Origin of the sequence: Streptomyces decoyicus (assembly GCF_019880305.1) — a bacterium.
GTDB lineage: Bacteria > Actinomycetota > Actinomycetes > Streptomycetales > Streptomycetaceae > Streptomyces > Streptomyces decoyicus.
The window spans coordinates 1,595,371-1,619,400 of record NZ_CP082301.1 but is presented as its reverse complement, the minus strand read 5'-3'; the positions used below and the strand labels follow the sequence as shown (position 1 = coordinate 1,619,400).

17 protein-coding genes are annotated in these 24,030 nt (G+C 68.6%); 9 read left to right on the top strand and 8 right to left on the bottom strand.

The annotated features are described in order from the left end of the window. Nucleotides 1–59: 59 nt before the first annotated feature. The 5 genes from K7C20_RS07140 to K7C20_RS07120 form a co-directional block, all read right to left on the bottom strand. Nucleotides 60–1,109 (bottom strand): glycoside hydrolase family 18 protein, encoded by a 1,050-nt coding sequence (locus K7C20_RS07140; RefSeq protein WP_048829723.1) that lies wholly within the window; start codon nt 1,107–1,109, stop codon nt 60–62. Between the two features lie 216 nt (nt 1,110–1,325). Then, the gene (locus K7C20_RS07135; RefSeq protein WP_030083944.1) at nt 1,326–2,930 is read right to left on the bottom strand and encodes a glycerol-3-phosphate dehydrogenase/oxidase; all 1,605 of its coding nucleotides are present in this window, start codon (nt 2,928–2,930) and stop codon (nt 1,326–1,328) included. A 2-nt stretch (nt 2,931–2,932) separates the two neighbouring features. After that, nucleotides 2,933–4,483 (bottom strand): glycerol kinase GlpK, encoded by a 1,551-nt coding sequence (glpK, locus tag K7C20_RS07130; protein WP_053208517.1) that lies wholly within the window; start codon nt 4,481–4,483, stop codon nt 2,933–2,935. A 49-nt stretch (nt 4,484–4,532) separates the two neighbouring features. Then, nucleotides 4,533–5,321: an MIP/aquaporin family protein gene (locus K7C20_RS07125; RefSeq protein ID WP_030083941.1), complete on the bottom strand. Its 789-nt coding sequence runs from the start codon at nt 5,319–5,321 to the stop codon at nt 4,533–4,535. A 229-nt stretch (nt 5,322–5,550) separates the two neighbouring features. After that, nucleotides 5,551–6,315, bottom strand: coding sequence for an IclR family transcriptional regulator (locus tag K7C20_RS07120; protein WP_030083939.1), 765 nt, complete (start codon nt 6,313–6,315; stop codon nt 5,551–5,553). Nucleotides 6,316–6,576: 261 nt separating this feature from the next. Here K7C20_RS07120 and metH point away from each other — a divergent pair, with 261 nt between their 5' ends. The 4 genes from metH (at nt 6,577) to K7C20_RS07100 (ending at nt 14,715) form a co-directional block, all read left to right on the top strand. Further along, the gene (gene metH, locus K7C20_RS07115) at nt 6,577–10,086 is read left to right on the top strand and encodes a methionine synthase (RefSeq protein ID WP_222892570.1); all 3,510 of its coding nucleotides are present in this window, start codon (nt 6,577–6,579) and stop codon (nt 10,084–10,086) included. A 256-nt stretch (nt 10,087–10,342) separates the two neighbouring features. Continuing rightward, entirely contained in the window at nt 10,343–11,044 is a 702-nt protein-coding gene (locus K7C20_RS07110) for an HAD family hydrolase (protein WP_030084826.1), read from the top strand. Between the two features lie 375 nt (nt 11,045–11,419). Then, nucleotides 11,420–13,027, top strand: coding sequence for an ABC transporter substrate-binding protein (locus tag K7C20_RS07105; protein ID WP_030084824.1), 1,608 nt, complete (start codon nt 11,420–11,422; stop codon nt 13,025–13,027). 89 nt (nt 13,028–13,116) lie between these two features. After that, nucleotides 13,117–14,715 (top strand): ABC transporter substrate-binding protein, encoded by a 1,599-nt coding sequence (locus K7C20_RS07100; RefSeq protein ID WP_030084822.1) that lies wholly within the window; start codon nt 13,117–13,119, stop codon nt 14,713–14,715. A 113-nt stretch (nt 14,716–14,828) separates the two neighbouring features. Here the strand turns inward: K7C20_RS07100 and K7C20_RS07095 are convergent, their stop codons facing one another. Beyond that, a complete protein-coding gene (locus K7C20_RS07095) occupies nt 14,829–15,500 on the bottom strand; it encodes a response regulator (protein WP_020929992.1) in 672 nt (223 codons plus the stop codon). Between the two features lie 38 nt (nt 15,501–15,538). After that, entirely contained in the window at nt 15,539–16,489 is a 951-nt protein-coding gene (locus tag K7C20_RS07090) for a RecB family exonuclease (RefSeq protein WP_030084818.1), read from the bottom strand. 173 nt (nt 16,490–16,662) lie between these two features. Here K7C20_RS07090 and K7C20_RS07085 point away from each other — a divergent pair, with 173 nt between their 5' ends. The 3 genes from K7C20_RS07085 to K7C20_RS07075 all read left to right on the top strand — a co-directional run bounded on the left by K7C20_RS07085 (nt 16,663) and on the right by K7C20_RS07075 (nt 19,752). Continuing rightward, on the top strand, nt 16,663–17,928 hold the full coding sequence (locus K7C20_RS07085) for a site-2 protease family protein (protein ID WP_030084816.1): 1,266 nt from the start codon (nt 16,663–16,665) through the stop codon (nt 17,926–17,928). A 116-nt stretch (nt 17,929–18,044) separates the two neighbouring features. After that, entirely contained in the window at nt 18,045–18,971 is a 927-nt protein-coding gene (locus K7C20_RS07080) for a tRNA (adenine-N1)-methyltransferase (RefSeq protein WP_053210174.1), read from the top strand. A 202-nt stretch (nt 18,972–19,173) separates the two neighbouring features. After that, the gene (locus K7C20_RS07075; RefSeq protein WP_078953519.1) at nt 19,174–19,752 is read left to right on the top strand and encodes a hypothetical protein; all 579 of its coding nucleotides are present in this window, start codon (nt 19,174–19,176) and stop codon (nt 19,750–19,752) included. A 45-nt stretch (nt 19,753–19,797) separates the two neighbouring features. On the opposite strand, the gene K7C20_RS07070 is transcribed toward K7C20_RS07075, so the two are convergent. Next, nucleotides 19,798–20,091: a ferredoxin gene (locus tag K7C20_RS07070; RefSeq protein WP_030084810.1), complete on the bottom strand. Its 294-nt coding sequence runs from the start codon at nt 20,089–20,091 to the stop codon at nt 19,798–19,800. A 249-nt stretch (nt 20,092–20,340) separates the two neighbouring features. Here K7C20_RS07070 and arc point away from each other — a divergent pair, with 249 nt between their 5' ends. Beyond that, complete coding sequence (arc, locus tag K7C20_RS07065; RefSeq protein WP_053210177.1) at nt 20,341–22,107, top strand: proteasome ATPase; 1,767 nt, start codon at nt 20,341–20,343, stop codon at nt 22,105–22,107. Between the two features lie 276 nt (nt 22,108–22,383). Then, entirely contained in the window at nt 22,384–23,895 is a 1,512-nt protein-coding gene (gene dop / locus K7C20_RS07060; protein ID WP_078953518.1) for a depupylase/deamidase Dop, read from the top strand. Nucleotides 23,896–24,030: the final 135 nt, after the last annotated feature.

The following is a 24,030-nucleotide window of genomic DNA, read 5'->3' as shown; positions in this document are numbered from 1 at the left end:
CGGACCCGCCCGGATATCGCCACCCGGATGCCGTCACAGACATCCGATGTCTGAGCTCATTATGACCCGTCACGCGCCCCCCATCCGCTCCCGTAAGCAGCCCAGTCCTCGTCCGTGGCGGCGAAGTCGACATACAGCGCCGTTCCGAACCGCCGGCGCCCCGGGTCCTCGCGGGTCAGCCCGAGACGTATGCCCCGCACCGCGGCCCGTACCGTCTCCGCCGAGGCGTGATGGCCGATGCCGTCGGTGTGGAAGAACGGCAGCCCCATCAGCAGATCGGTGTCCGGCCCCGTCGCCTCCAGCGCCAGCCGGGTCTGCTGCGCCACATAGCCGCCGTACAGGCTCTCGGCCGGCATGCCGGTGTCGTACGACATCAGCGCGATCTGGTCGACCCGGCGCGCCACCTGTCCGAAGAAGTGCTGGGATATCCACTTGCGGTGGCCCGTGACCGCCCCGCTGACCGTGTGCAGTCCGGGCAGCGGATCGATCTGGTGCACGGCGACGGACAACAGCCCGCCCCCCTCCCGGACCGCGGGCCCGAGCCGGTCCAGCAGCCGCAGATAGTCGGCGTTGTCGGAGTGCAGGGGCTCCAGATCCAGATGGACGCCGGCGAACCCGTCCGCCCGCACCTGACGGGCGCTTGCCACGATCGCCCGGCGGGCCGCGGCATCCGAGAGGCGCAGCCCGCCCCGCTCACCCGCCTCGTACACCAGCCGGTCGCCCAGCCAGGCGTGCACCCGCACCGACGGCAGGGCACGGTGCAGCGCGCCGATCAGCCACCGCGCCCGCGGATAGGCGCGACGGGCCGGCGGCAGGGTGCCGTCATGCTCCAACGGCCCGGCGTGTACGTACAGATCGCGTATACCGGAGCCTTCGAGCCGCCGCCGCAGCGCCGCCACATCGGAGGCGTCCCGCCGCCCGTCCACCCAGGCGTGCCCCAGCCAGAGCGCATCCCGCCCCCGGGTCGTCGTCTGCGGAGCGGCCGCTCCCGCGTACTGGGCGCGCAGTGCCGTACCCGCCAGCGCCACCGGCAGCACGATCAGCAGGGCGACCGCCCAGGCCGCCCACTTCCCCGCCCGCCGCCATCGGCGCCCGCCTTGCCGAGCCATCGTCGTCCCCCCGTTGATGTGTCTCGGTGCACATCATCGCAGCCGCCACTGACAGTGACCGCCGACCCGCCCCGCCCCGGCCCCGCATGCGGTGCCACCGGCGGAGACGGTGATGGGGCGGCCCCCCGTGGACCGCCCCATCGTCACGCGCTGTACGTCACCGTGAGGTGCCGTCAGGTCCCGTCGGCCGCGGTCCGCCGCGGCCGTGCGCTGCCGTCAGCCGGCCAGCATGTCCTTGACCTTGGCCCGCACGTCCTCCGTGTCCAGGCCGCGGATCATCAGGGTCGTGCGGCGGCGCAGCACGTCGTCGACCGTCTCGGCCCACTCGTTGTCACGGGCGTAGGCGACCTGCGCCCAGATCTCCGGCGCGTCCGGGTGGATGCGCTCGGCCAGCGCCGGGTTCTCGTTCGCCAGCCGGGCGATGTCGAAGGACAGCGAGCCGTAGTGGGTGGCGAGGTGCCGCGCGGTCTCCGGGGCCATCCGCGGACCGGGCGTACCGCCGTCGATGAGCAGCCGGTGCGCGACCGCGTTCGGGTTCGCGATACCGGGCAGCGGGAGCTTCTTCGGCAGGTGCGCGATCGGCTCCATGTCGTCGGCCAGCGGGTGGCCGGGCAGCGCGGCGAGCTTGTTCATGACCGTACGGCCGATGTGCCGGAAGGTCGTCCACTTTCCGCCGGCCACCGACAGCATGCCGCCGCTGCCCTCGGTCACGACCGTCTCGCGCTTGGCCTTGGAGGTGTCGCCGGGGCCGCCGGGCAGCACCCGCAGACCCGCGAAGGAGTACGTGATCAGATCACGCGACAGCTGCTGGTCGCGGACGGAGAAGGCCGCCTCGTCCAGGATCTGCGCGGTGTCCTTCTCGGTGACCGCGACATCCGCCGGGTCGCCCTCGAACTCCTCGTCCGTGGTGCCCAGCAGCAGCATGTCCTCCCAGGGGAGGGCGAAGGTGATGCGGTACTTGTCGATCGGGGTGGCCAGCGCGGCCTTCCAGGGCGCGGTCCGCTTCAGGACCAGGTGCGCACCCTTCGACAGCCGGATGGAGGGGGCCGCGTTCGGGTCCTCCATCTTGCGCAGGTGGTCCACCCACGGGCCGGTGGCGTTGAGGACCAGCCGGGCGTTGACGCCGAACTCCTGGGCGTCCGTCCGGTCCTTGAGCTCCGCACCGGTGACCCGGCCCTGGGTGAAGCGCAGGCCGGTGACCTCGGCGTGGTTGAGGACCGTGGCGCCGGCCTCGACCGCCGCACGGACGGTCATCAGCGCCATCCGGGAGTCGTTCATCTGGTCGTCGCCGTACACGGCCACGGCCTTGAGGTTGTCCGTCCGCAGCTCCGGCACGTCGCGCTGGGCCTTGGCCGGGGATATGACATGGCCGACGCCGTCGCCGAACGCGGACAGCGCGGAGTAGGCGAAGACGCCCGCGCCGAGCTTGGCCGCGCCGTGCGGTCCGCCCTTGTAGACGGGCAGGTAGAAGGTCAGGGGGTTGGCGAGGTGCGGTGCCACCTGACGGGACACCGCACGCCGCTCGAAGTGGTTCTCCGCCACCAGCTTGACCGCACCGGTCTGCAGGTAGCGCAGACCGCCGTGCAGCAGCTTGGAGGAGGCGGAGGAGGTGGCGCCGGCGAAGTCACCGGCGTCCACCAGCGCCACCCGCAGTCCGGCCTGTGCGGCGTGCCAGGCGGTGGAGATGCCCAGGATGCCGCCGCCGATCACCAGGAGGTCGTACGTCGCCTTGGAAAGCTGCTCCCGAGTCTCGGCACGGCTCGCGTGCGAACCACTGGCCGGGTGCGTCCCGAGTGCCGGGACGCTCTGCAGGGTGCTCATGTTTACTCCTCGACAGTGCTGTCATCGAGCCAGCCCATGGACCGTTCCACGGCCTTGAGCCAGCTCTTGTACTCGCGGTCACGGGTGGCCGCATCCATCCGGGGGGTCCACTCGGCGGCCCGGCGCCAGTTGGCGCGCAGCTCGTCGGTGCTGGACCAGAAGCCGACGGCCAGTCCGGCCGCGTAGGCAGCGCCGAGGCAGGTCGTCTCGGCGACCATCGGGCGCACCACAGGAGCGTCCAGGAAGTCCGAGATGGTCTGCATCAGCAGGTTGTTGGAGGTCATACCGCCGTCGACCTTGAGCGCGGTCAGCTCGACGCCGGAGTCCTTGGTCATGGCGTCGGTGATCTCGCGGGTCTGCCAGGCGGTGGCCTCGAGCACGGCGCGCGCGATGTGCGCCTTGGTGACATAGCGGGTCAGGCCCGCGATGACACCGCGCGCGTCCGAGCGCCAGTAGGGGGCGAACAGGCCGGAGAAGGCCGGCACGAAGTACGCGCCGCCGTTGTCCTCGACCGTGCTGGCCAGGGTCTCGATCTCGGCCGCGCTGTTGATCAGCCCCATCTGGTCGCGCATCCACTGGACGAGCGAGCCGGTGACGGCGATGGAGCCTTCCAGGGCGTAGACCGGCTGCTGGTCGCCGATGCGGTAGCCGACGGTGGTCAGCAGCCCGTTGTAGGAGTTGACCGGCTCGTGGCCGGTGTTCATCAGCATGAAGGTGCCGGTGCCGTACGTGGACTTGGCCTCGCCCTGCTCGAAGCAGGTCTGGCCGAACAGCGCGGCCTGCTGGTCGCCGAGCGCCGAGGCGACCGGGACACCGGCCAGCACACCGCTGGTGGTACGGCCGTAGACCTCGGCGGACGACTTGATCTCCGGCAGCACGGCCGCCGGGATCTCCATCGACGCGAGGATCTTCGGGTCCCACTCGAGACGGTGGAGGTTCATCAGCATGGTGCGCGAGGCGTTGGTGACGTCGGTGACGTGCACTCCGCCGTCGACGCCGCCGGTCAGGTTCCAGATGACCCAGGAATCCATCGTGCCGAAGAGGATGTCGCCGCGCTCGGCGCGCTCGCGCAGGCCCTCGACGTTGTCGAGCAGCCAGCGGATCTTCGGGCCGGCGAAGTACGAGGCCAGCGGCAGGCCGGTCTCGCGGCGGAAGCGGTCCTGGCCGACGTTGCGGCCGAGCTCCTTGCAGAGCGCGTCGGTGCGGGTGTCCTGCCAGACGATGGCGTTGTGGACCGGCTCACCGGTGGTGCGGTCCCACAGGACGGTGGTCTCGCGCTGGTTGGTGATACCGATCGCCTTGACGTCGGCGGCGGTCAGCCCGGCCTTGTGGACGGCGCTGTCGACGACCTGCTGGACGTTGGTCCAGATCTCGGTGGCGTCGTGCTCGACCCAGCCCGGCTTCGGGAAGATCTGCTCGTGCTCCTTCTGGTCGACCGAGACGATCCGGCCGTCCTTGTCGAAGACGATGCAGCGGCTGGACGTGGTGCCCTGGTCGATGGCCGCGATGAACGGGCCGTGCCCGTGCGAGGAGGTGCTGGGGGTGTCGCTCATGGTGTGCTCCAAGAAGTCTGTGCGGGCGGAGTCGGGGCGGTCAGGCGGCTCAGGCGAAAGCCACCTGGTAGATGCCCCCGGCGATGGCCCCGCCGATGAGCGGGCCGACGACCGGGATCCAGGCGTAGCCCCAGTCTGAACCGCCCTTGTTCTTCAGCGGCAGAAGCGCATGCACGATGCGCGGACCGAGGTCGCGGACCGGGTTGATCGCGTACCCGGTCGGACCGCCCAGCGACAGACCGATGCCGGTGACGACCAGCGCGACCAGCAGGGTGCCGATGACGCCGACGCCCTTTCCGTTGTCGCTCAGACCGAGAGTCAGGATCGACAGCACGAGCACGATGGTGGCGATGATCTCGGTGGCCAGGTTCTGCACCACGTTCCGGATCTCCGGGCCGGTGGAGAAGATGCCGAGGACCGGTCCGGCCGACGGCGCGGCGGACTGGTCGACCATTCCCTCTTCGCCGGTGTGGTCGGCCAGGACCTCGGGGTCACTCAGATGGGCCTGGAACTGTCCGTAGTACGTGATCCACACCAGCACCGCGCCGATCATGGCGCCGAGCATCTCGCCGCCGAGGTAGACGGGCACCTGGTTCCACTCGATGCCGCCCTTGATGGCGACACCGATGGTGACCGCAGGGTTGAGGTGTGCGCCGGACTTCGCGGCGATGTAGGCACCCGTGAGGACGGCGAAGCCCCACCCGAAGGCAATGGCGACCCATCCGGCGTTGAACGCCTTGGAGCGCTTGAAGGTGACGGCGGCGCAGACGCCACCGCCGAGCAAGATCAGAACAGCGGTACCGATGGTCTCGCTGATGAAGATGTCGGAGCTGGACACCCGCGACTCCTTTGTCCTTCGTCCAGGGGAAGACGAACCCCGGGTCCCGTCCGGTGGTCCGCGCCCTCCGAGAGGGCGATGGTCGGCCCGCGGCGATGCCCCACCATAGCGAATATTGTCGTTAGGTGTTCGACAATGCCGACCGACGAACGGCAGTTTTGTTCACCGTGAGAACCCCGTCAAGGGTTCCGTGGCCAAAAACTTAGGTGAACTTATGGGGTGAATCCGGTCAGAATCGCCCTGCACCAAGATCCCGGGATACAGCGCGTGCGCAATCCCTCACGGCAGCGATGATTTCCGGCCGCACTTCACCCTCCTGACAGACCCGCTCCACCGCTCCTGTGACCCCCACCGCACCCACCGGCATCCGCCGCCGGTCATGGATCGGCGCGGCCACCGACGCCACGCCCTCCCAGGTCTCCTCCACGTCCGCGGCCCAGCCCCGCGCCCGCGTCATGTCCAGCAGTCCCTCGAAGTCCGCCAGGCCGGTCACCGTGTGCGGGGTGAACGCCGTCCGGTCCGCCTCGACGATCTCGCTGTGCGCCACCGGGTCGTACGCCGACAGCACCTTGCCCAGCGCCGTACTGTGCAGCGGCTGCATCGCGCCCACCTCCAGCACCTGCCGGCTGTCGTCCGGCCGGAAGACGTGGTGGACGATCAGCACGCCCTGCTGGTGCAGTACGCCCAGGTAGACGGCCTCACCGCTGGAGCGGGCCAGATCGTCGGTCCATACCAGGGCGCGGGCCCGCAGCTCGTGCACGTCCAGGTAGCTGTTGCCCAGCCGCAGCAGCTCCGCGCCCAGCTGGTAGCGGCCGGAAGTGGCGTCCTGCTCGACGAAGCCCTCCTGCTGCAACGTGCGCAGGATCCCGTGGGCGGTGCCCTTCGCCAGTCCCAGCGAGGAGGAGATGTCGGAGAGTCCCAGTCGCCGTTCCCCTCCTGCGAGCAGCCGCAGCATCGCTGCGGCGCGCTCCAGCGACTGGATGGTGCGTGCCATCGGGCAACCTCCGAAGTGAGCGGTTCGACAATGCTGAACGATATCGGCCCATGCCGACTGGAGTCAGCGATCCGGGAACTTCTTGCTGAGCGAACCGGAGTCTGCCAACGATCACGGTTGGTGCAGGCAGCGGGGTGGAAGAGTGCTGTCCACGGCGTGGAACGGGGAACACGTGTACCGAACCGGCAGCTACGCTGGCCGGGTGCGCCCTCTGCCGGAGGGTGCAAAGCCGACAGCCGTCGCAACCACGGGAGCATCTCCATGGCCTCGAACATGCCATCGTCCTTCAATACGTCCCGCGTCGAGTCGCTGCGTGCGGCCCTGGCCTCGCGGGTGGTGGTCGCCGACGGTGCGATGGGCACCATGCTGCAGGCGCAGGACCCGACCATGGAGGACTTCCAGCAGCTGGAGGGCTGCAACGAGATCCTCAACGTCACCCGGCCCGACATCGTGCGTTCGGTGCACGAGGAGTACTTCGCGGTCGGTGTGGACTGTGTGGAGACCAACACCTTCGGTGCGAACTTTGCGGCGCTGGCGGAGTACGACATTCCCGAGCGGGTCTTCGAGCTGTCGGAGTCGGGTGCGCGCATCGCCCGGGAGGTGGCGGATGAGTTCACCGCCTCGACGGGTCAGCAGCGCTATGTGCTGGGGTCGATGGGTCCGGGGACGAAGCTGCCGACGCTGGGCCATGCCCCGTATGTGACGCTGCGCGATGCCTATCAGCAGAACGCCGAGGGGATGATCGCCGGCGGTGCGGACGCGCTGCTGGTGGAGACGACGCAGGACCTGCTCCAGACGAAGGCCGCCATCCTGGGTGCGCGCCGTGCGCTGGCGGTCACGGGCAGTAATCTGCCGGTGATCTGTTCGGTGACGGTGGAGACGACCGGCACGATGCTGCTGGGGTCGGAGATCGGTGCGGCGCTGACGGCGCTGGAGCCGCTGGGCATCGACATGATCGGTCTGAACTGTGCGACCGGTCCGGCGGAGATGAGTGAGCATCTGCGGTATCTGGCGCGGCATTCGCGGGTGCCGATCGCGTGTATGCCCAATGCGGGGCTGCCGGTGCTGGGCAAGAACGGTGCGCATTACCCGCTGACGGCGGGGGAGCTGGCCGATGCGCAGGAGACGTTCGTTGCGGAGTACGGGCTGTCGCTGGTCGGGGGGTGCTGCGGCACGACGCCGGAGCATCTGCGGCAGGTCGTCGAGCGGGTGCGGGGGATCGCTCCGCCGGTGCGGGAGCCGCGTCCGGAGCCGGGGGCGGCTTCGCTCTACCAGACGGTGCCGTTCCGTCAGGACACGTCGTATCTGGCGATCGGTGAGCGGACCAATGCCAACGGGTCGAAGAAGTTCCGTGAGGCGATGCTGGAGGGCCGCTGGGACGACTGTGTGGAGATGGCCCGGGACCAGATCCGTGAGGGTGCGCACATGCTCGACCTGTGTGTCGACTATGTGGGCCGTGACGGTGTGGCGGACATGGAGGAGCTGGCCGGCCGGTTCGCGACGGCCTCGACCCTGCCGATCGTGCTGGACTCCACGGAGCTGAACGTCATCCGGGCGGGTCTGGAGAAGCTCGGTGGCCGTGCGGTCATCAACTCCGTCAACTACGAGGACGGCGACGGGCCCGAGTCGCGCTTCGCGAAGGTCACCGAGCTGGCGGCCGAGCACGGCGCGGCGCTGATCGCGCTCACGATCGACGAGGAGGGCCAGGCCCGCACCGTCGAGCACAAGGTCGCCATCGCCGAGCGGCTGATCGCCGATCTGACCGGTAACTGGGGTATCCACGAATCGGACATCCTCATCGACTGTCTGACCTTCACGATCTGCACGGGTCAGGAGGAGTCGCGCAAGGACGGTATCGCCACCATCGAGGCGATCCGTGAGCTGAAGAAGCGTCACCCGGACGTCCAGACGACGCTGGGCCTGTCGAACATCTCCTTCGGTCTGAACCCGGCCGCGCGGATCGTGCTGAACTCCGTGTTCCTGGAGGAGTGCGTCAAGGCCGGTCTGGACTCGGCGATCGTGCACGCGAGCAAGATCCTGCCGATCGCGCGGCTGGAGGAGGAGCAGGTCAAGGCCGCCCTCGACCTCGTCTACGACCGCCGCAGCGAGGGCTACGACCCGCTCCAGAAGCTGATGGAGCTGTTCGAGGGCGTCAACACCAAGTCGATGAAGGCCGGCCGGGCCGAGGAACTCCTGGCGCTGCCCCTGGACGAGCGCCTCCAGCGGCGCATCATCGACGGGGAGAAGAACGGCCTGGAGGCGGACCTCGACGAGGCCCTCCAGGACCGTCCGGCCCTGGCCATCGTCAACGACACCCTGCTGGAGGGCATGAAGGTCGTCGGTGAGCTGTTCGGCTCCGGGCAGATGCAGCTGCCGTTCGTGCTCCAGTCCGCCGAGGTGATGAAGAGCGCGGTGGCCCATCTGGAGCCGCATATGGAGAAGTCCGACGACGAGGGCAAGGGCACGATCGTGCTGGCCACCGTCCGTGGTGACGTCCATGACATCGGCAAGAACCTCGTCGACATCATCCTGTCCAACAACGGCTACAACGTCGTCAACCTCGGCATCAAGCAGCCGGTCTCGGCGATCCTGGAAGCCGCCGAGGAACACCGCGCCGACGTCATCGGGATGTCCGGTCTCCTGGTCAAGTCCACGGTGATCATGAAGGAGAACCTCGAAGAGCTCAACCAGCGCAAGATGGCGGCCGACTTCCCCGTCATCCTCGGCGGCGCCGCCCTGACCCGCGCCTACGTCGAGCAGGACCTTCACGAGATCTACGAGGGCGAGGTCCGCTACGCCCGCGACGCGTTCGAGGGCCTGCGTCTGATGGACGCCCTGATCGCCGTCAAGCGCGGCGTGCCCGGCGCCACCCTCCCCGAACTCAAGCAGCGCCGGGTGCCCAAGCGGGACACGGCCGTGCTGGAGGTCGAGGAGCCGGAGGGCGCGGTGCGCTCCGACGTCGCCATCGACAACCCGGTCCCGGAACCGCCGTTCTGGGGCACCCGCGTCGTCAAGGGCATCCAGCTCGCCGACTATGCGTCCTGGCTGGACGAGGGCGCGCTGTTCAAGGGGCAGTGGGGCCTCAAGCAGGCCCGCACGGGTGACGGTCCGACGTACGAGGAGCTGGTGGAGACCGAGGGCCGCCCCCGGCTGCGCGGCTGGCTCGACAAGCTCCAGACCGAGAACCTCCTCGAAGCGGCCGTCGTGCACGGCTACTTCCCGTGCGTGTCCAAGGGCGAGGACCTGATCCTGCTGCACGAGGACGGCACCGAACGCACCCGCTTCACCTTCCCCCGCCAGCGCCGCGGCCGGCGCCTGTGCCTGGCCGACTACTTCCGCCCCGAGGAGACCGGCGAGAGGGACGTCGTCGGCCTCCAGGTCGTCACCGTCGGCTCCAGGATCGGCGCAGCAACCGCCGAACTCTTCGAGGCCAACTCCTACCGCGACTACCTCGAACTCCACGGCCTGTCCGTGCAGTTGGCCGAAGCACTCGCCGAATACTGGCACGCCCGGGTCCGCGCCGAGCTGGGCTTCGCGGGTGAGGACCCGGCCGATGTCGAGGACATGTTCGCGCTCAAGTACCGCGGCGCGCGCTTCTCGCTGGGTTACGGCGCCTGCCCCGACCTGGAGGACCGCGCCAAGATCGCCGACCTGCTCCAGCCGGAGCGGATCGGTGTCGAGCTCTCCGAGGAGTTCCAGCTCCACCCCGAGCAGTCCACCGATGCCATCGTGATCCACCACCCGGAGGCCAAGTACTTCAACGCGCGGTAGCCCGGTGCACCCGGCCGGGGCGACCCGCAGATCGCCCCGGCCGGATCGCTGTGTCGGTCGGTAACACTCGGTAATCCCGTATGAGCAGCTCAGGGCCGCCCGCAAAGACCCCAGAACGCCGCCTACCTCTGCCAGGACGCATTTCGGCCCGTACCGTCGTACACTTATCGGTCCGGTAGCGGCCGGTCGTTTCCCCAGCCGGGGATGGCGACCGGCCCTTTCGTCCCTTCGGGGACGTCGTAACGGAGGTGGATGGATGACCAGCAGCATCCCCGTAGTCGGCACCCGAACGGCCGAAGCCGCGACCCTCCAAGCCGTGTTCCTCGATCTGGACGGCACCCTGGTCGACACCGAGGGGTTCTGGTGGGAGGCGGAGGCGGAGGTCTTTGCCGAACTCGGGCACATCCTCGACGACACCCACCGCGAAGTCGTGGTCGGCGGCCCGATGACCCGCAGCGCCGGGTATCTGATTCAAGCCACCGGCGTCGACATCAGCCTGACCGAGCTCAGCATGCTCCTCAATGCCGCCTTCCTCGCCCGGATCCGGCGCGGCGTGCCCCTCATGCCGGGCGCCCGCAGGCTGCTGGCCGAGCTGGCCGCGCACGGGGTGCCGGCCGCGCTGGTCTCCGCCTCGCACCGCGCCATCGTCGACCAGATGCTGCATTCGCTGGGCCCGGAGAACTTCCGGCTGACCCTGGCGGGCGACGACCTGGAACGCACCAAACCGCACCCGGACCCGTATCTGACGGCTGCCGCGCGGCTGGGGGCGGACCCGGCGTGCTGTGCGGTCATCGAGGACACGCTGACCGGTGTGACCGCAGGTGAGGCGGCGGGCTGCCCGGTCGTGGCGGTGCCCTCGGTGACGGCGATCCCGCCGGCCGTGGGGCGCACGGTCGTGCGTTCGCTGGAAGAAGTGGATCTGTCATTTCTCCGAACGCTCATCACGGAAAGCCGTTGAGCCGTGCACTGAGCGTGGTTCGGAGAAAGCCGTCCGGAACCGAGGGGAGCGGCCCGCTCATTTTCCGTGACGAATGCGATGACTGAATTTCTGCATCGCCCCGGGTCCTTGAATGCGTGACGTTTCTCACGTGCCGGGCCGTCGACAGCGGGTCCCATGGGTGGTCCAAGGGGTGCCTCGGGGGTCTTCGGCGGGGGTAAGTGTCCGGATTGGTGGAGCAACGTGCGAATCGTTCCACCGTCCGGATATCGATCGCCCGGGTGTCGTTATCCACGCGCCATATCGATACAACTCCTTTGTGTCTGAGAGCGGCTGGCCGTTCCTACTAATGTCGACGCGAGCAACACCTCTGCGCTGATAAGGAACCTGCCCACGATGAATCGCAAGACCCTGGTGCTGCCGGCGCTGGCCGGTCTCCTCGCCCCCGTCCTCGCCGCCTGTGGCAGCACGGACGGTGCGGGCGAAGGCGGCGATCCGATCGTCGTGGGAGTCGCCACCCAGATCGAGGCGACCAAGGCGGCGCCCGCGCCGCTCGACCCGGCGCAGGCCTATGACGTCGACGCGTGGAACATGCTGCGCGGCACCCTCCAGACGCTGATGCGGCTGCCCAGGACCGGCACCGCGCCGGTGCCCGAGGCCGCCGAGTCCTGCGGGTTCCGCGACACCCAGAATGAGCAGTACCGCTGCAAGCTGCGCAGTGGCCTGAAGTTTTCGAACGGTCATGCCCTGACGGCGCAGGACGTCAAGTTCTCCATCGACCGTATGCGGACCATCAACAACACCAACGGCCCGGTGTCGCTGCTCAGTGACATCGACAAGGTCGAGGCGCCCAGCGACACCGAGGTGGTCTTCCACCTCACCAAGCCGGACGCCACGTTCCCGCAGAAGCTCGCCACGCCCGCGGCGGCCATCGTCGACGGTGCCGTGTACCCGAAGGGCCGCCTCTACAGCGGCTTCGACGTGGTCGGCTCCGGTCCGTACACGCTCAAGACGGAGCGTAAGAACAACCGCATCACCAAGGCCACCTTCACGAAGAACCCCACCTACAAGGGCGGGGTGAACGTGAAGAACGACAAGGTGGAGATGCATTTCTTCGCCGACTCCAAGGCCACGGAGCAGGCGCTGCGCAAGGGGAGCGTCGACCTGATGTACCGCGGGCTGTCGCCCGACCAGATCAAGGGCCTGGAGAACGCCCGCGACAAGCACCTCATGCTCCAGGAGATGCCGGGTCAGGAGATCCGCTACCTCGCCTTCAACACCAAGGACCCGGCCGTCTCCAACAAGGCCGTGCGGAAGGCGATGGCGCAGATCGTCAACCGCTCGGAGCTGGTGCGCGACGTCTACTCCTACACCGGCGACCCGCTCTACTCGATGGTTCCCACCGGCCTCACCGGTCACATCAACTCGTTCTTCAGCAAGTACGGGAACCCCAGCGCCGCCGCCGCCCGCAAGACGCTCCAGCAGGCGAACATCAACACCCCGGTGAAGTTCACGCTCACCTACACCACGAACCACTACGGCTCCAGCACCGGCAAGGAAGTCCGCGCGCTGGCGAGCCAGCTCAACAGCACCAAGCTGTTCGACATCGGCGTCAAGGGCGTCGACAGCTGGCAGCAGTTCCGCACCGACGCCCTGGACGGCAAGTACAGCGTCTACAACATGGGCTGGTTCGCCGACATCCCGGACCCGGACAACTACATCGCGCCGTTCATCGGCAAGCAGAACTTCCTCGGCTCCCCCTACCGCAACACCAAGATCGAGTCGCAGCTGATCCCGGACAGCCGGCAGCAGTCCGACCGCAACGCCGCCGCGGCCAACTTCAAGCAGGCGCAGGACATCATCGCCGATGATGTACCGCTCCTCCCGCTGTGGCAGGGCAAGCAGTACGTCGTCGCCCGCGACGACGTCACGGGCATCGAGTGGGCCCTCAACTCCTCCTCCTCGCTCCAGATCTGGGAGCTCAGCCGCGGCGTCGCCGACTGAGCCCGCGGACGCGGCCCATGCAGTACACACCCGCCGCGGCCACCCCGCCGCGGCCCGACAGGCACCACCCAGAACGTGAGGACCGTTTAGTGAGGAAGCGTGACCAGTGGCTGGCCGCCCCGATCGGAGCGGGGCTGGCAACAGCTCTGCTTGCGGTCGCCGGGTGCGGCACGGACGACTCGGGAGCGGCCGGCAACGGCGAGCCCGTGGTCATGGGAATGACGGACAAGGTCGTGTCCACCGACCCCGCGGCCGGATACGAGCCCGGCTCCTGGCTGTTGTTCAACAACGTCTTCCAGTCCCTGCTGAGCTTCCCCAAGGGAGGCACCACCCCCGAGCCGGAAGCCGCCGAGCGCTGCGGGTTCACCGACGGGGAGAGCAAGGTCTACCGCTGCACCCTGAAGGACGGCCTCACCTTCAGCAACGGTGACAAGCTGACCTCCAAGGACGTCAAGTACTCCTTCGACCGCACCCGGCGCATCAAGGACGTGAACGGCCCCGCCGTGATGTTCTCCGCGCTGGACAAGGTCGAGGCGCCGGACGCCAAGACCGTGGTCTTCCGGCTGAAGTCGCCCGACGCGACCTTCCCCATGAAGATAGCCTCGGGCGCCGGCTCCATCGTCGACCACGCCGAGTACCCCGCCGACCGGCTGCGCACCGACGGCAAGGCCGTCGGCTCCGGTGTCTACACCCTCAAGGACTACAGCTCCAAGAAGGCCGTCTTCGCCGTCAACGGCTCCTACAAGGGCCCGGCCAAGGTCAAGAACTCCGGTATGACCGTGAAGTTCTTCAACGCCGCCGACAAGCTCAAGAAGGCCGTCGAGGGCGGCGATGTCGATGTCGCCTACCGCGGCCTGGCGATGAAGGACATCGCGGCGCTGGACAACGCCTCGCTGAAGCAGCAGCACGGCACCCAGGTCGTGGAGGGCGCCAGCGCAGAGGTCATGCACCTGGTGTTCAACCTCAAGGACCCGGTCGCCGGCAAGCCGGGCGTCCGCAAGGCGATCGCCTACCTCCTGGACCGCTCCACCCTCGTCCGGGACGTCTACCAGCGCACCGCGGTGCCGCTGTACTCCATCGTCCCGGCCGGCATCACCGGCCACAGCACGTCCTTCTTCGACACCTACGGCGACCGCCCCAAGCCCGACAAGGCGAAGGACGCGCTGCGCTCCGCCGGCCTCAACGGCAAGGTGCCGCTCACGCTGTGGGCCACCCCCGACCGCTACGGCCCCGGCACGGTCCCGGCCTTCGAGGAGATCGCCCAACAGCTCAACCACAGCGGGCTGTTCGACGCCAAGGTGCGCACCCTGCCCACCAAGGAGTACGAGCAGGGCATGGCCGACGGCAAGTTCGGCGTCTACGTCAAGGGCTGGATCCCCGACTATCCGGACCCCGACAACTTCACCGCGCCATTCTTCGGCAAGGACAGCGTGGTGGCCAACAACTACAGCTCGCCCACCATCACCGGCCAGCTGCTGCCCAAGACGGCCGACCAGCCGAACCGCGGCGCCACCAAGGCCCAGTTCCGGGAGCTGCAGAAGATCGTCGCGGAGGACGTGCCGATGATCCCGATCTGGCAGGGCAAGCAGTACGCGGTGGCCCGCGACGGTGTCTCCGGTCTGGAATGGACGCTGGACTCCTCGACCGTCTTCCGGTTCTGGGAGATCAGCAAGGCCTCCGAGGCCTGACCCCGGCGCTGAAGCGGAAGCCTGACCGGCTCCGCTCACCACGACGGCGGGGCTCCCGGGAATTCCCGGGAGCCCCGCCGTCGTCCGTGTGCCGGGCCGTCAGACCCCCACGGCTACTGCGCGCCTGGGCGCACCAGCCCGCTCTCGTATGCGTACACCGCCGCCTGCACCCGGTCGCGCAGCCCCAGCTTCGTCAGCACATGCCCCACATGCGTCTTCACCGTCGTCTCGCTCACGAACAGATCCGCGGCGATCTCCGCATTCGACAGCCCGCGCGCCACCAGCTTCAGCACCTCCACCTCGCGCTCGGTGAGGGTGTGCAGCGTGTCCGGAACCGGCTCCTCGCCCGACGGCAGATGCCCCGCGTACTTGTCCAGCAGCCGGCGCGTGATGCTCGGCGCGAGCATCGCCTCGCCGCCCGCCACCACCCGGATCGCCTGCACCAGTTCATTGGCCGGCGCGTCCTTGAGCAGGAAGCCGCTCGCCCCCGCCCGCAGCGCCTCGACGACATACTCGTCCAGATCGAAGGTCGTCAGCACCAGTACCTTCGCCGGGCCGTCCTTCGCCGGGCCCGTGATCTGCCGGGTCGCCTCGACGCCGTCCATCCGGGGCATCCGGATGTCCATCAGCACCACATCGGGCTGCAGTGCCCGCACCTGCTCCAGCGCCTGGAGACCGTCACCGGCCTCCCCGACGACCGCCAGATCCTGCTCCGCCTCCAGAATCATCCGGAATCCCGTACGCAGCAGGGGCTGGTCGTCGACCAGCAGGACGCGGATGGCCACGAGCTCTCCTTTGATAGGCCTGTCCGGGCGATCAGCGCCTAGATTTCCCCCATTCTGCCCTGCGGCACCACACCGCCGTCCGCCGGGCGCACCTGGAGCGGATACACCGGGGGAGTGCCGCCGAATTCCGGACAGTGCGCCTGGTGGTCGCACCAGCCGCACAGCTTCGTCGGCCGCGGCCGCCAGTCGCCCGTCGCCGTCGCCAGCTGGATCGCCTCCCACAGCGCCAGCAACTTCCGCTCCACGCCCCGCAGATCGGCCTCACCCGGGTCGTACGTCACCACATCGCCGCTGCCCAGATAGACCAGCTGGAGCCGCCGCGGCACCACACCGCGCAGCCGCCACATCACGAGCGCATAGAACTTCATCTGGAACAGCGCGCCCTCGGCGAACTGCGGCCGCGGCGCCTTGCCGGTCTTGTAGTCGACGATCCGCACCTCGCCCGTCGGCGCGACATCCACCCGGTCGATGAACCCCCGCAGCTGGAGCCCCGAATCCAGCACCGTCTCGACATACAGCTCACGGTCCGCCGGCTCCAGCCGCGTCGGATCCTCCAGCGAGAACCACCGCTCCACCAGCGCCTCGGCCTCCGCCAGCCACTGCGCCAGCCGCTCCCCCTCCGCGTCCTCGGCGAACAGCTCCGCCAGCTCCGGCCGCTTGGCGAGCAGCTTCTCCCACTCGCCCCGCACCATCGCGCGCGCCCCGCCGGCCGTACGCTCCGCCGCCGGAGCGTCGAAGAGCCGCTCCAGCACCGCATGCACGACCGTGCCGCGCGTCGCCGCCGCGCTCGGCTTCTCCGGGAGTCTGTCGATCACCCGGAAGCGGTACAGCAGCGGACACTGCATGAAATCGCTCGCCCGCGACGGCGACAGCGCCACCGGCGCCCGCGCCCCCTCCGCGCCCCGCGCCTCCGCCCCGGCAGTCTCCCTGCCGGACCCGCCTTGCCCACTCTGCGTGCCCGCCTCGGCCTGCTCCGTGCTCCATCCCATGCCACAAAACCCTACGGCCCGCCACTGACAAGCGCGGACGGGTCACCGCGCAAGGGCCCCGCAGCGGATCAGGCCGGGGCGCTCCGCATACCATCGAGGCCGGACCCCTGCGCCCTGCCTGTCGAGATATCAGGCCGAGCAGGGGCGAAAGCCGTATTCGATGAGGGGACGCCGTGGACGAGAGCGGGAAGTCGCAGGACCCCGAGGAGTCCGTGCGGTCCCAGCCGCCCGAGCCGCCCGAGCCCAGCAAGGAGCCCAGGACACCTCCGCCGGGCAAGAGGAGGGGCAGCGGCGGCGGCATCCTGATGGGCCGCCCCTTCGGCGTGCCCGTCTACGTCGCCCCCAGCTGGTTCCTCGTCGCCGCCCTGATCACCTGGGTCTTCGGCGGGCAGCTGGAGCGCGTACTGCCCGAGCTGGGCGCCGCCCGCTACCTCGTGTCGCTCTTCTTCGCGGTCGCCTTCTACGCCTCGGTCCTGGTCCACGAGCTGGCCCACACCGTTGCCGCGCTCCGCTTCAAGCTCCCCGTACGCCGCATCCAGCTCCAGTTCTTCGGCGGCGTCTCGGAGATCGAGAAGGAGACCGAGACCCCCGGCAGGGAATTCGTCCTCGCCTTCGTCGGCCCGCTGCTCTCCCTCGCCCTCGCCGGGGTCTTCTACGCCGCTATGCAGCTGGTCGAGCCCGACACGGTCCCCGGCGTCCTGGTCGCCGGCCTGATGATCTCCAACCTCATCGTGGCGATCTTCAACCTGCTGCCCGGCCTGCCCCTGGACGGCGGCCGGATGCTGCGCGCCCTCGTCTGGAAGATCACCGGCAAGCCCATGAGCGGCACCATCGCCGCCGCCTGGGTCGGCCGCGCGCTCGCCGTCACCGTCCTCATCGGACTGCCGCTGCTCACCCATACCGGCGCCCTCGGCAACGCCCGGCCCGAGATCGGCGGCGCCGACTCGCTCACCGACGCCCTGCTCGCCGCGATCCTCGCCGCCATCATCTGGACCGGCGCCGGCAACAGCCTGCGCATGGCCCGGCTACGGGAACGCCTCCCCGACCTCAGCGCCCGCACCCTGACCCGGCGCGCCGTCCCCGTCGAGACCGACACCCCGCTCTCCGAGGCGCTGCGCCGCGCCAACGACGCCGGCGCCCGCGCCCTGGTCGTCGTCGACCGCCAGGGCACCCCCACCGCCCTCGTCCGCGAGGCCGCCATCGTCGGGGTCCCCGACCACCGCCGCCCCTGGGTCCCCGTGGGCACCCTCGCCCAGGAACTCAAGGAAGGCATGCGGGTCTCGGCCGAACTCGCGGGAGAAGACCTCCTGGAGTACCTGCGCGCCACCCCCGCCACCGAATACCTCGTCGTCGAGGAGACCGGCGAGATCTACGGCGTGCTGTCCACCGCCGACGTCGAGCGGGCCTTCGTCTCCGCCATGGCCCGTAAGCCTGCTTGATCAGGGTCGGTTCGCCGCCGGGGGCGCCGAAGCCGGAGTCGCCGCGCCCCCTTCGGCTCACTCGCCCCTACGGCCCACTGGTCGGCGGGGCCTCAACGGGCCGGTAGGCTGGTCACATGTCCGAACCGACCGGTGCCGCCCGCCGTCGCGGGCCCTTCAAGGTCGGGGACCAGGTCCAGCTCACCGATCCCAAGGGACGCCACTACACCTTCACGCTCGAAGAGGGAAAAAGCTTCCACACCCACAAGGGAGCCTTCCCCCACGACGAGCTGATCGGTGCTCCCGAGGGCAGCGTTGTCCGTACCACCGGGAACGTCGCCTACCTCGCGCTGCGCCCGCTGCTCCCCGACTATGTCCTGTCCATGCCCCGCGGTGCCGCCGTGGTCTACCCCAAGGACGCGGGGCAGATCCTGGCGATGGCCGACATCTTCCCCGGCGCCCGCGTCGTCGAGGCCGGTGTGGGCTCCGGCTCGCTCAGCAGCTTCCTGCTGCGCGCCATCGGCGACGACGGCATGCTGCACTCCTACGAGCGCCGCGCCGACTTCGCCGAGATCGCCACGCAGAACGTCGAGCGCTACTTCGGCGGCCCGCACCCCGCGTGGACGCTCACCGTCGGTGACCTCCAGGACAACCTCTCCGACACCGACGTCGACCGCGTCATCCTCGACATGCTCGCCCCCTGGGAGTGCCTGGAGGCCGTCTCCAAGGCCCTGGTCCCCGGCGGCATCCTCTGCGCCTACGTCGCGACGACGACGCAGATGGCCCGCACCGTCGAGGCGATCCGCGAACACGGCACCTTCAACGAGCCGTCGGCCTGGGAAACCATGGTCCGCACCTGGCACGTCGAGGGCCTCGCCGTCCGCCCCGACCACCGCATGATCGGCCACACCGGCTTCCTGCTGACCGCCCGCCGCCTCGCCGACGGCGTCGAGCCCCCGCTGCGCCGCCGCCGCCCCGCCAAGGGCGCCTACGGCGAGGACTACACAGGGCCCGGCAAGGACCAGGCAGCTGCCTCCGGAGGCGGCTCGGCCGAGCGCGGCTGACCGTCCGGAACCGGCCACCGAACCACTGGGCGCCGCCGACGAGTTCCCCACCGGGAACCGCCGGCGGCGCTCCTTCGTTTCCACCACCGGATCTGCACGGAAAACTCCGGCCCGGCCGGTTCCTTGGCGCATCCTCCTGTGGAACGATGCTGGGCACTCCCACCGGTACAGCACTTCACAGGAGTTACCCCGCGTGCAGCCCATGGCAGGCCAGGACCTTTTGCACACCCAGCCGCGCCCCATGCACTGGCTCGCCACCGCCACCGCCATCTCGGCGGTCGTCGCGGCCGCGTCCCTCGTCCAGCCCCCCGACGCCAAGGCCACGACCTCCCCCGCCGCCGCTGCGGCCGGGCACCGCTCCGCGGCCGCCCCCGACCCGGACAAGGTGACCTTTCCGGTCGACTGCGGCCCCAACCGCCTCGACGTGGTGAAGAAGGCCTCGGGCGACCTCGACGGCGACGGGACGACCGAGACGGTCGCGGTGGTCCGCTGCCACAGCGGGACCGGCACGCCCCCCAGCGGCGTCTACGTCCTCGCGCAGCCGTCCGACCCCAAGGCCGCACCCCGGATCGTGGCGACACTCCTCGCGCCCGCCCGGCAGCGCAGCGTCCAAACCCTCACCATCAAGGATGGCGCGATCTCAGCGGCAATCCTGGGCTACTCCACGCTCGACGTTCCGCGCTGCTGCCCGGACGTGCACAAGAGCGTCAAGTGGCAATGGAAGGGCGGGAAGTTCGTTCAGAGCGAACTCCCCGCCGCGATGGGCACCAGGCGTGTGTGACCCGTCACATGATGTGGCCGGCCGATGCGTTCCGCGCCGCGCCGGCTACTCCGCGTCCGGGCCGTAGACCTCGACGAGGTCCTTGACGCGGCGGACGTGGATGCAGTCCCCGGGGCACTCCTTCGCGGAGTCCCGCACGTCATCGAGCAGTTTCAGCGGGACGGGCGTTGTCGCGCCCTTGTCCTGGAGCAGCTCGTCGTCGCCGCTCTTCACATAAGCCAGCCCGTCGATGTCGAGCTCGAAGACCTCCGGCGCGTACTGCGCACAGATGCCGTCCCCGGTGCACAGATCCTGGTCGATCCATACTTCCAGCTCTGGGGCTTCGTCCTGTGCGGTCATCTCGCCTGCCGTTCCTGCGTACGTGAACCGTTTTTGCCTAAGTGGCGCCAGCCCTGACGGGTGTTGACCGACTCGACGATACAACCGCTCGCTTTCCGATGTTGTTGGGTGGGTATTCCCTTGGCGTGAGGACGTGCGCAAGGGTGAAGATCGGACACGCCCCGACAGTCTTTTCGATCTAGGGGTTTCAACCTGCACCGGCCCAGGTAGGGTCAGGAAGCGTCCAGCTCCTTGGAGGAGGTGAGGACCGTGGCAGCCCACGACGACGACATCAACCGCGGCATCCGGCCGGGGCGAGGGTCTGAAGATCCCGCCGGTCAGGTTGCCTATCTCGAGCAGGAGATCGCCGTCCTGCGACGCAAGCTCGCCGACTCTCCGCGTCACACGAGGATTCTCGAAGAGCGGATCGTCGAGCTGCAGACCAACCTGGCCGGCGTCTCGGCGCAGAACGAGCGTCTCGCCAATACTCTCCGCGAGGCCCGCGACCAGATCGTCGCGCTCAAAGAGGAGGTCGACCGGCTCGCGCAGCCGCCGGCCGGCTTCGGTGTCTTCCTGCAGGCGAACGAGGACGACACCGTCGACATTTTCACCGGAGGCAGAAAACTCCGGGTGAATGTCAGTCCCAGCGTGGAGACCGAGGACCTCAGGCGCGGCCAAGAGGTCATGCTCAATGAAGCGCTCAACGTGGTCGAGGCCATGGCGTACGAGAGCGCCGGCGACATCGTCACCCTCAAGGAGATCCTCGAGGACGGCGAGCGCGCCCTGGTGATCGGGCACACCGACGAGGAACGGGTGGTGAGGCTCGCCGAGCCGCTGCTGGACATCACCATCCGCCCCGGCGACGCCCTGCTGCTCGAACCCCGTTCCGGCTACGTCTACGAAGTCATCCCGAAGAGCGAGGTCGAGGAACTCGTCCTCGAAGAGGTCCCGGACATCGACTACACCAAGATCGGCGGTCTGGGCGGCCAGATCGAACTGATCCGGGATGCGGTCGAGCTTCCGTACCTCTACCCCGACCTCTTCAAGGAGCACGAACTCCGCCCGCCCAAGGGCGTCTTGCTCTACGGCCCGCCGGGCTGCGGCAAGACTCTCATCGCCAAGGCGGTCGCCAACTCTCTCGCCAAGAAGGTCGCCGAGGTGACCGGGCAGCCCGCGGGGAAGAGCTTCTTCCTCAACATCAAGGGCCCCGAGCTGCTCAACAAGTACGTCGGTGAGACGGAGCGGCACATCCGGCTGGTCTTCCAGCGCGCCAGGGAAAAGGCGAGCGAGGGCACCCCCGTCATCGTCTTCTTCGACGAGATGGACTCCCTCTTCCGCACCCGGGGATCCGGCGTCAGCTCGGACGTGGAGAACACCATCGTCCCGCAGCTGCTCTCCGAGATCGACGGTGTCGAGGGCCTCGAAAACGTGATCGTGATCGGTGCCTCGAACCGTGAGGACATGATCGACCCGGCGATCCTGCGCCCGGGCCGCCTCGACGTGAAAATCAAGATCGAGCGTCCGGACGCGGAAGCCGCCAAGGACATCTTCTCGAAGTACCTCACCGAAAGGCTCCCGCTGCACTCCGACGACCTCGCCGAACACGGCGACTCGCGGAAGGCCGCAGTAAGCGGAATGATTCAATCCGTCGTCGAGCAGATGTATGCGGAATCCGAGGAAAATCGCTTCCTGGAGGTCACCTACGCCAATGGTGACAAGGAAGTCCTCTACTTCAAGGACTTCAACTCCGGTGCGATGATCGAAAACATCGTAGGACGCGCAAAGAAGATGGCCATCAAGGCCTTCCTCGAACACAATCAGAAGGGGCTTCGGGTCTCCCACCTCCTCCAGGCATGCGTGGACGAGTTCAAGGAGAACGAGGACCTGCCCAACACCACCAACCCGGACGACTGGGCCCGGATCTCCGGAAAGAAGGGCGAGCGGATCGTATACATCCGCACGCTCGTCACCGGAAAGCAGGGCGCGGACACCGGTCGCTCCATCGACACGGTGGCGAATACCGGCCAATACCTGTAACACCGCTCTCCGGCTGCGGATGTCCTGCACGGGGCGTCCGCAGCCGGATGCTTTTCCGGGGGCGCCAGAGCCGCACCCCATAAGGGCGCGGTGGACCAGGAAAAACCGGACTGGAGCAATGACTGTAATGATCTCCCCAGCGCCGCTAAGGCGTTCTAGGCTCGTCGGTACCGCTGCGTCACGCTGTGCGGGCGTGGGGCACGCACACGGACCGGAAGCACAGCGGTACTTGAGCGCCGACCCCATCAGGGGGCGCCGCCGGGCAAGGAGGGCCGCATGACCGTACGGCGAGTAATGGGAATCGAGACGGAGTACGGGATCTCCGTCCCCGGCCACCCGAACGCCAATGCCATGCTCACCTCGTCCCAGGTCGTCAACGCCTACGCGGCCGCGATGCACCGGGCACGCCGTGCCCGCTGGGATTTCGAGGAGGAGAACCCGCTGCGGGACGCCCGCGGCTTCGACCTCGCACGCGAAAATGCGGACGCCAGCCAGCTCACGGACGAGGACATCGGCCTGGCGAACGTGATCCTCACGAACGGCGCCAGGCTCTACGTCGACCATGCCCACCCCGAATACAGCGCCCCCGAGGTCACCAATCCGCGGGACGCCGTGCTCTGGGACAAGGCCGGCGAGCGGATCATGGCCGAGGCCGCCGAACGGGCCGCCCAGGTCCCCGGCGCCCAGCCCATCCACCTCTACAAGAACAACACCGACAACAAGGGCGCCTCGTACGGCACGCACGAGAACTACCTGATGAAGCGGGAGACCCCCTTCTCGGACATCGTGCGGCACCTGACGCCGTTCTTCGTCTCCCGCCAGGTGGTCACCGGCGCCGGCCGGGTCGGTATCGGCCAGGACGGCCATGAGCACGGCTTCCAGCTCAGCCAGCGCGCCGACTACTTCGAGGTGGAGGTCGGCCTGGAGACGACCCTCAAACGGCCCATCATCAACACCCGCGACGAACCGCACGCGGACGCGGAGAAGTACCGCCGGCTCCACGTGATCATCGGGGACGCGAACCTCTCCGAGATCTCGACGTATCTGAAGCTGGGCACCACCTCCCTGGTGCTCTCCATGATCGAGGACGGCTTCATCGCCGTCGACCTGGCCGTCGACCAGCCCGTCCGCACCCTCCACCAGGTCTCGCACGACCCCACTCTGCAACACCTGATCACGCTCCGCAGCGGCCGCACGCTCACCGCCGTACAGCTCCAGATGGAGTACTTCGAGCTGGCCCGCAAATACGTCGAGGACCGTTACGGAGCGGATGCGGACGACCAGACCAAGGACGTCCTGACCAGGTGGGAGGACGTGCTCGGCCGGCTGGAGAACGATCCGATGAGCCTGTCCGGCGAGCTGGACTGGGTCGCCAAGCGCGAGCTGATGGAGGGCTACCGGCGCCGCGACGGCCTGGACTGGGACGCGGCGCGGCTGCACCTCATCGACCTCCAGTACGCCGACGTACGGCCCGACAAGGGCCTGTACAACCGTCTGGCGGCACGCGGCAAGATGCAGCGCCTTCTGGACGAGCCACAGGTCGAGCGGGCCGAGCAGAAGCCTCCAGAGGACACCAGGGCCTATTTCCGCGGCCGCTGCCTGGAGCAGTACGCGGACGATGTCGCGGCCGCTTCCTGGGATTCGGTCATCTTCGACCTGCCCGGTCGTGACTCCCTGCAACGGGTTCCCACACTGGAGCCGCTGCGGGGGACCCGTAAGCACGTCAAGGAGCTCCTTGACCGCTGTCGGACCGCAGAGGAGCTGGTGAGGACGCTGTCCGGCCGCTGAGTTTCGGCAGGTGCACGACAGAATTTGCCGGGATGCACAGCCGATTCACGGCTGAAATCGTCGTGGGGCGGGAATCATCGAGGTGACTCCCGGGCGTTGCAGCAAGTGCAGGGCCGATGTCGGACCCTGCTTGTA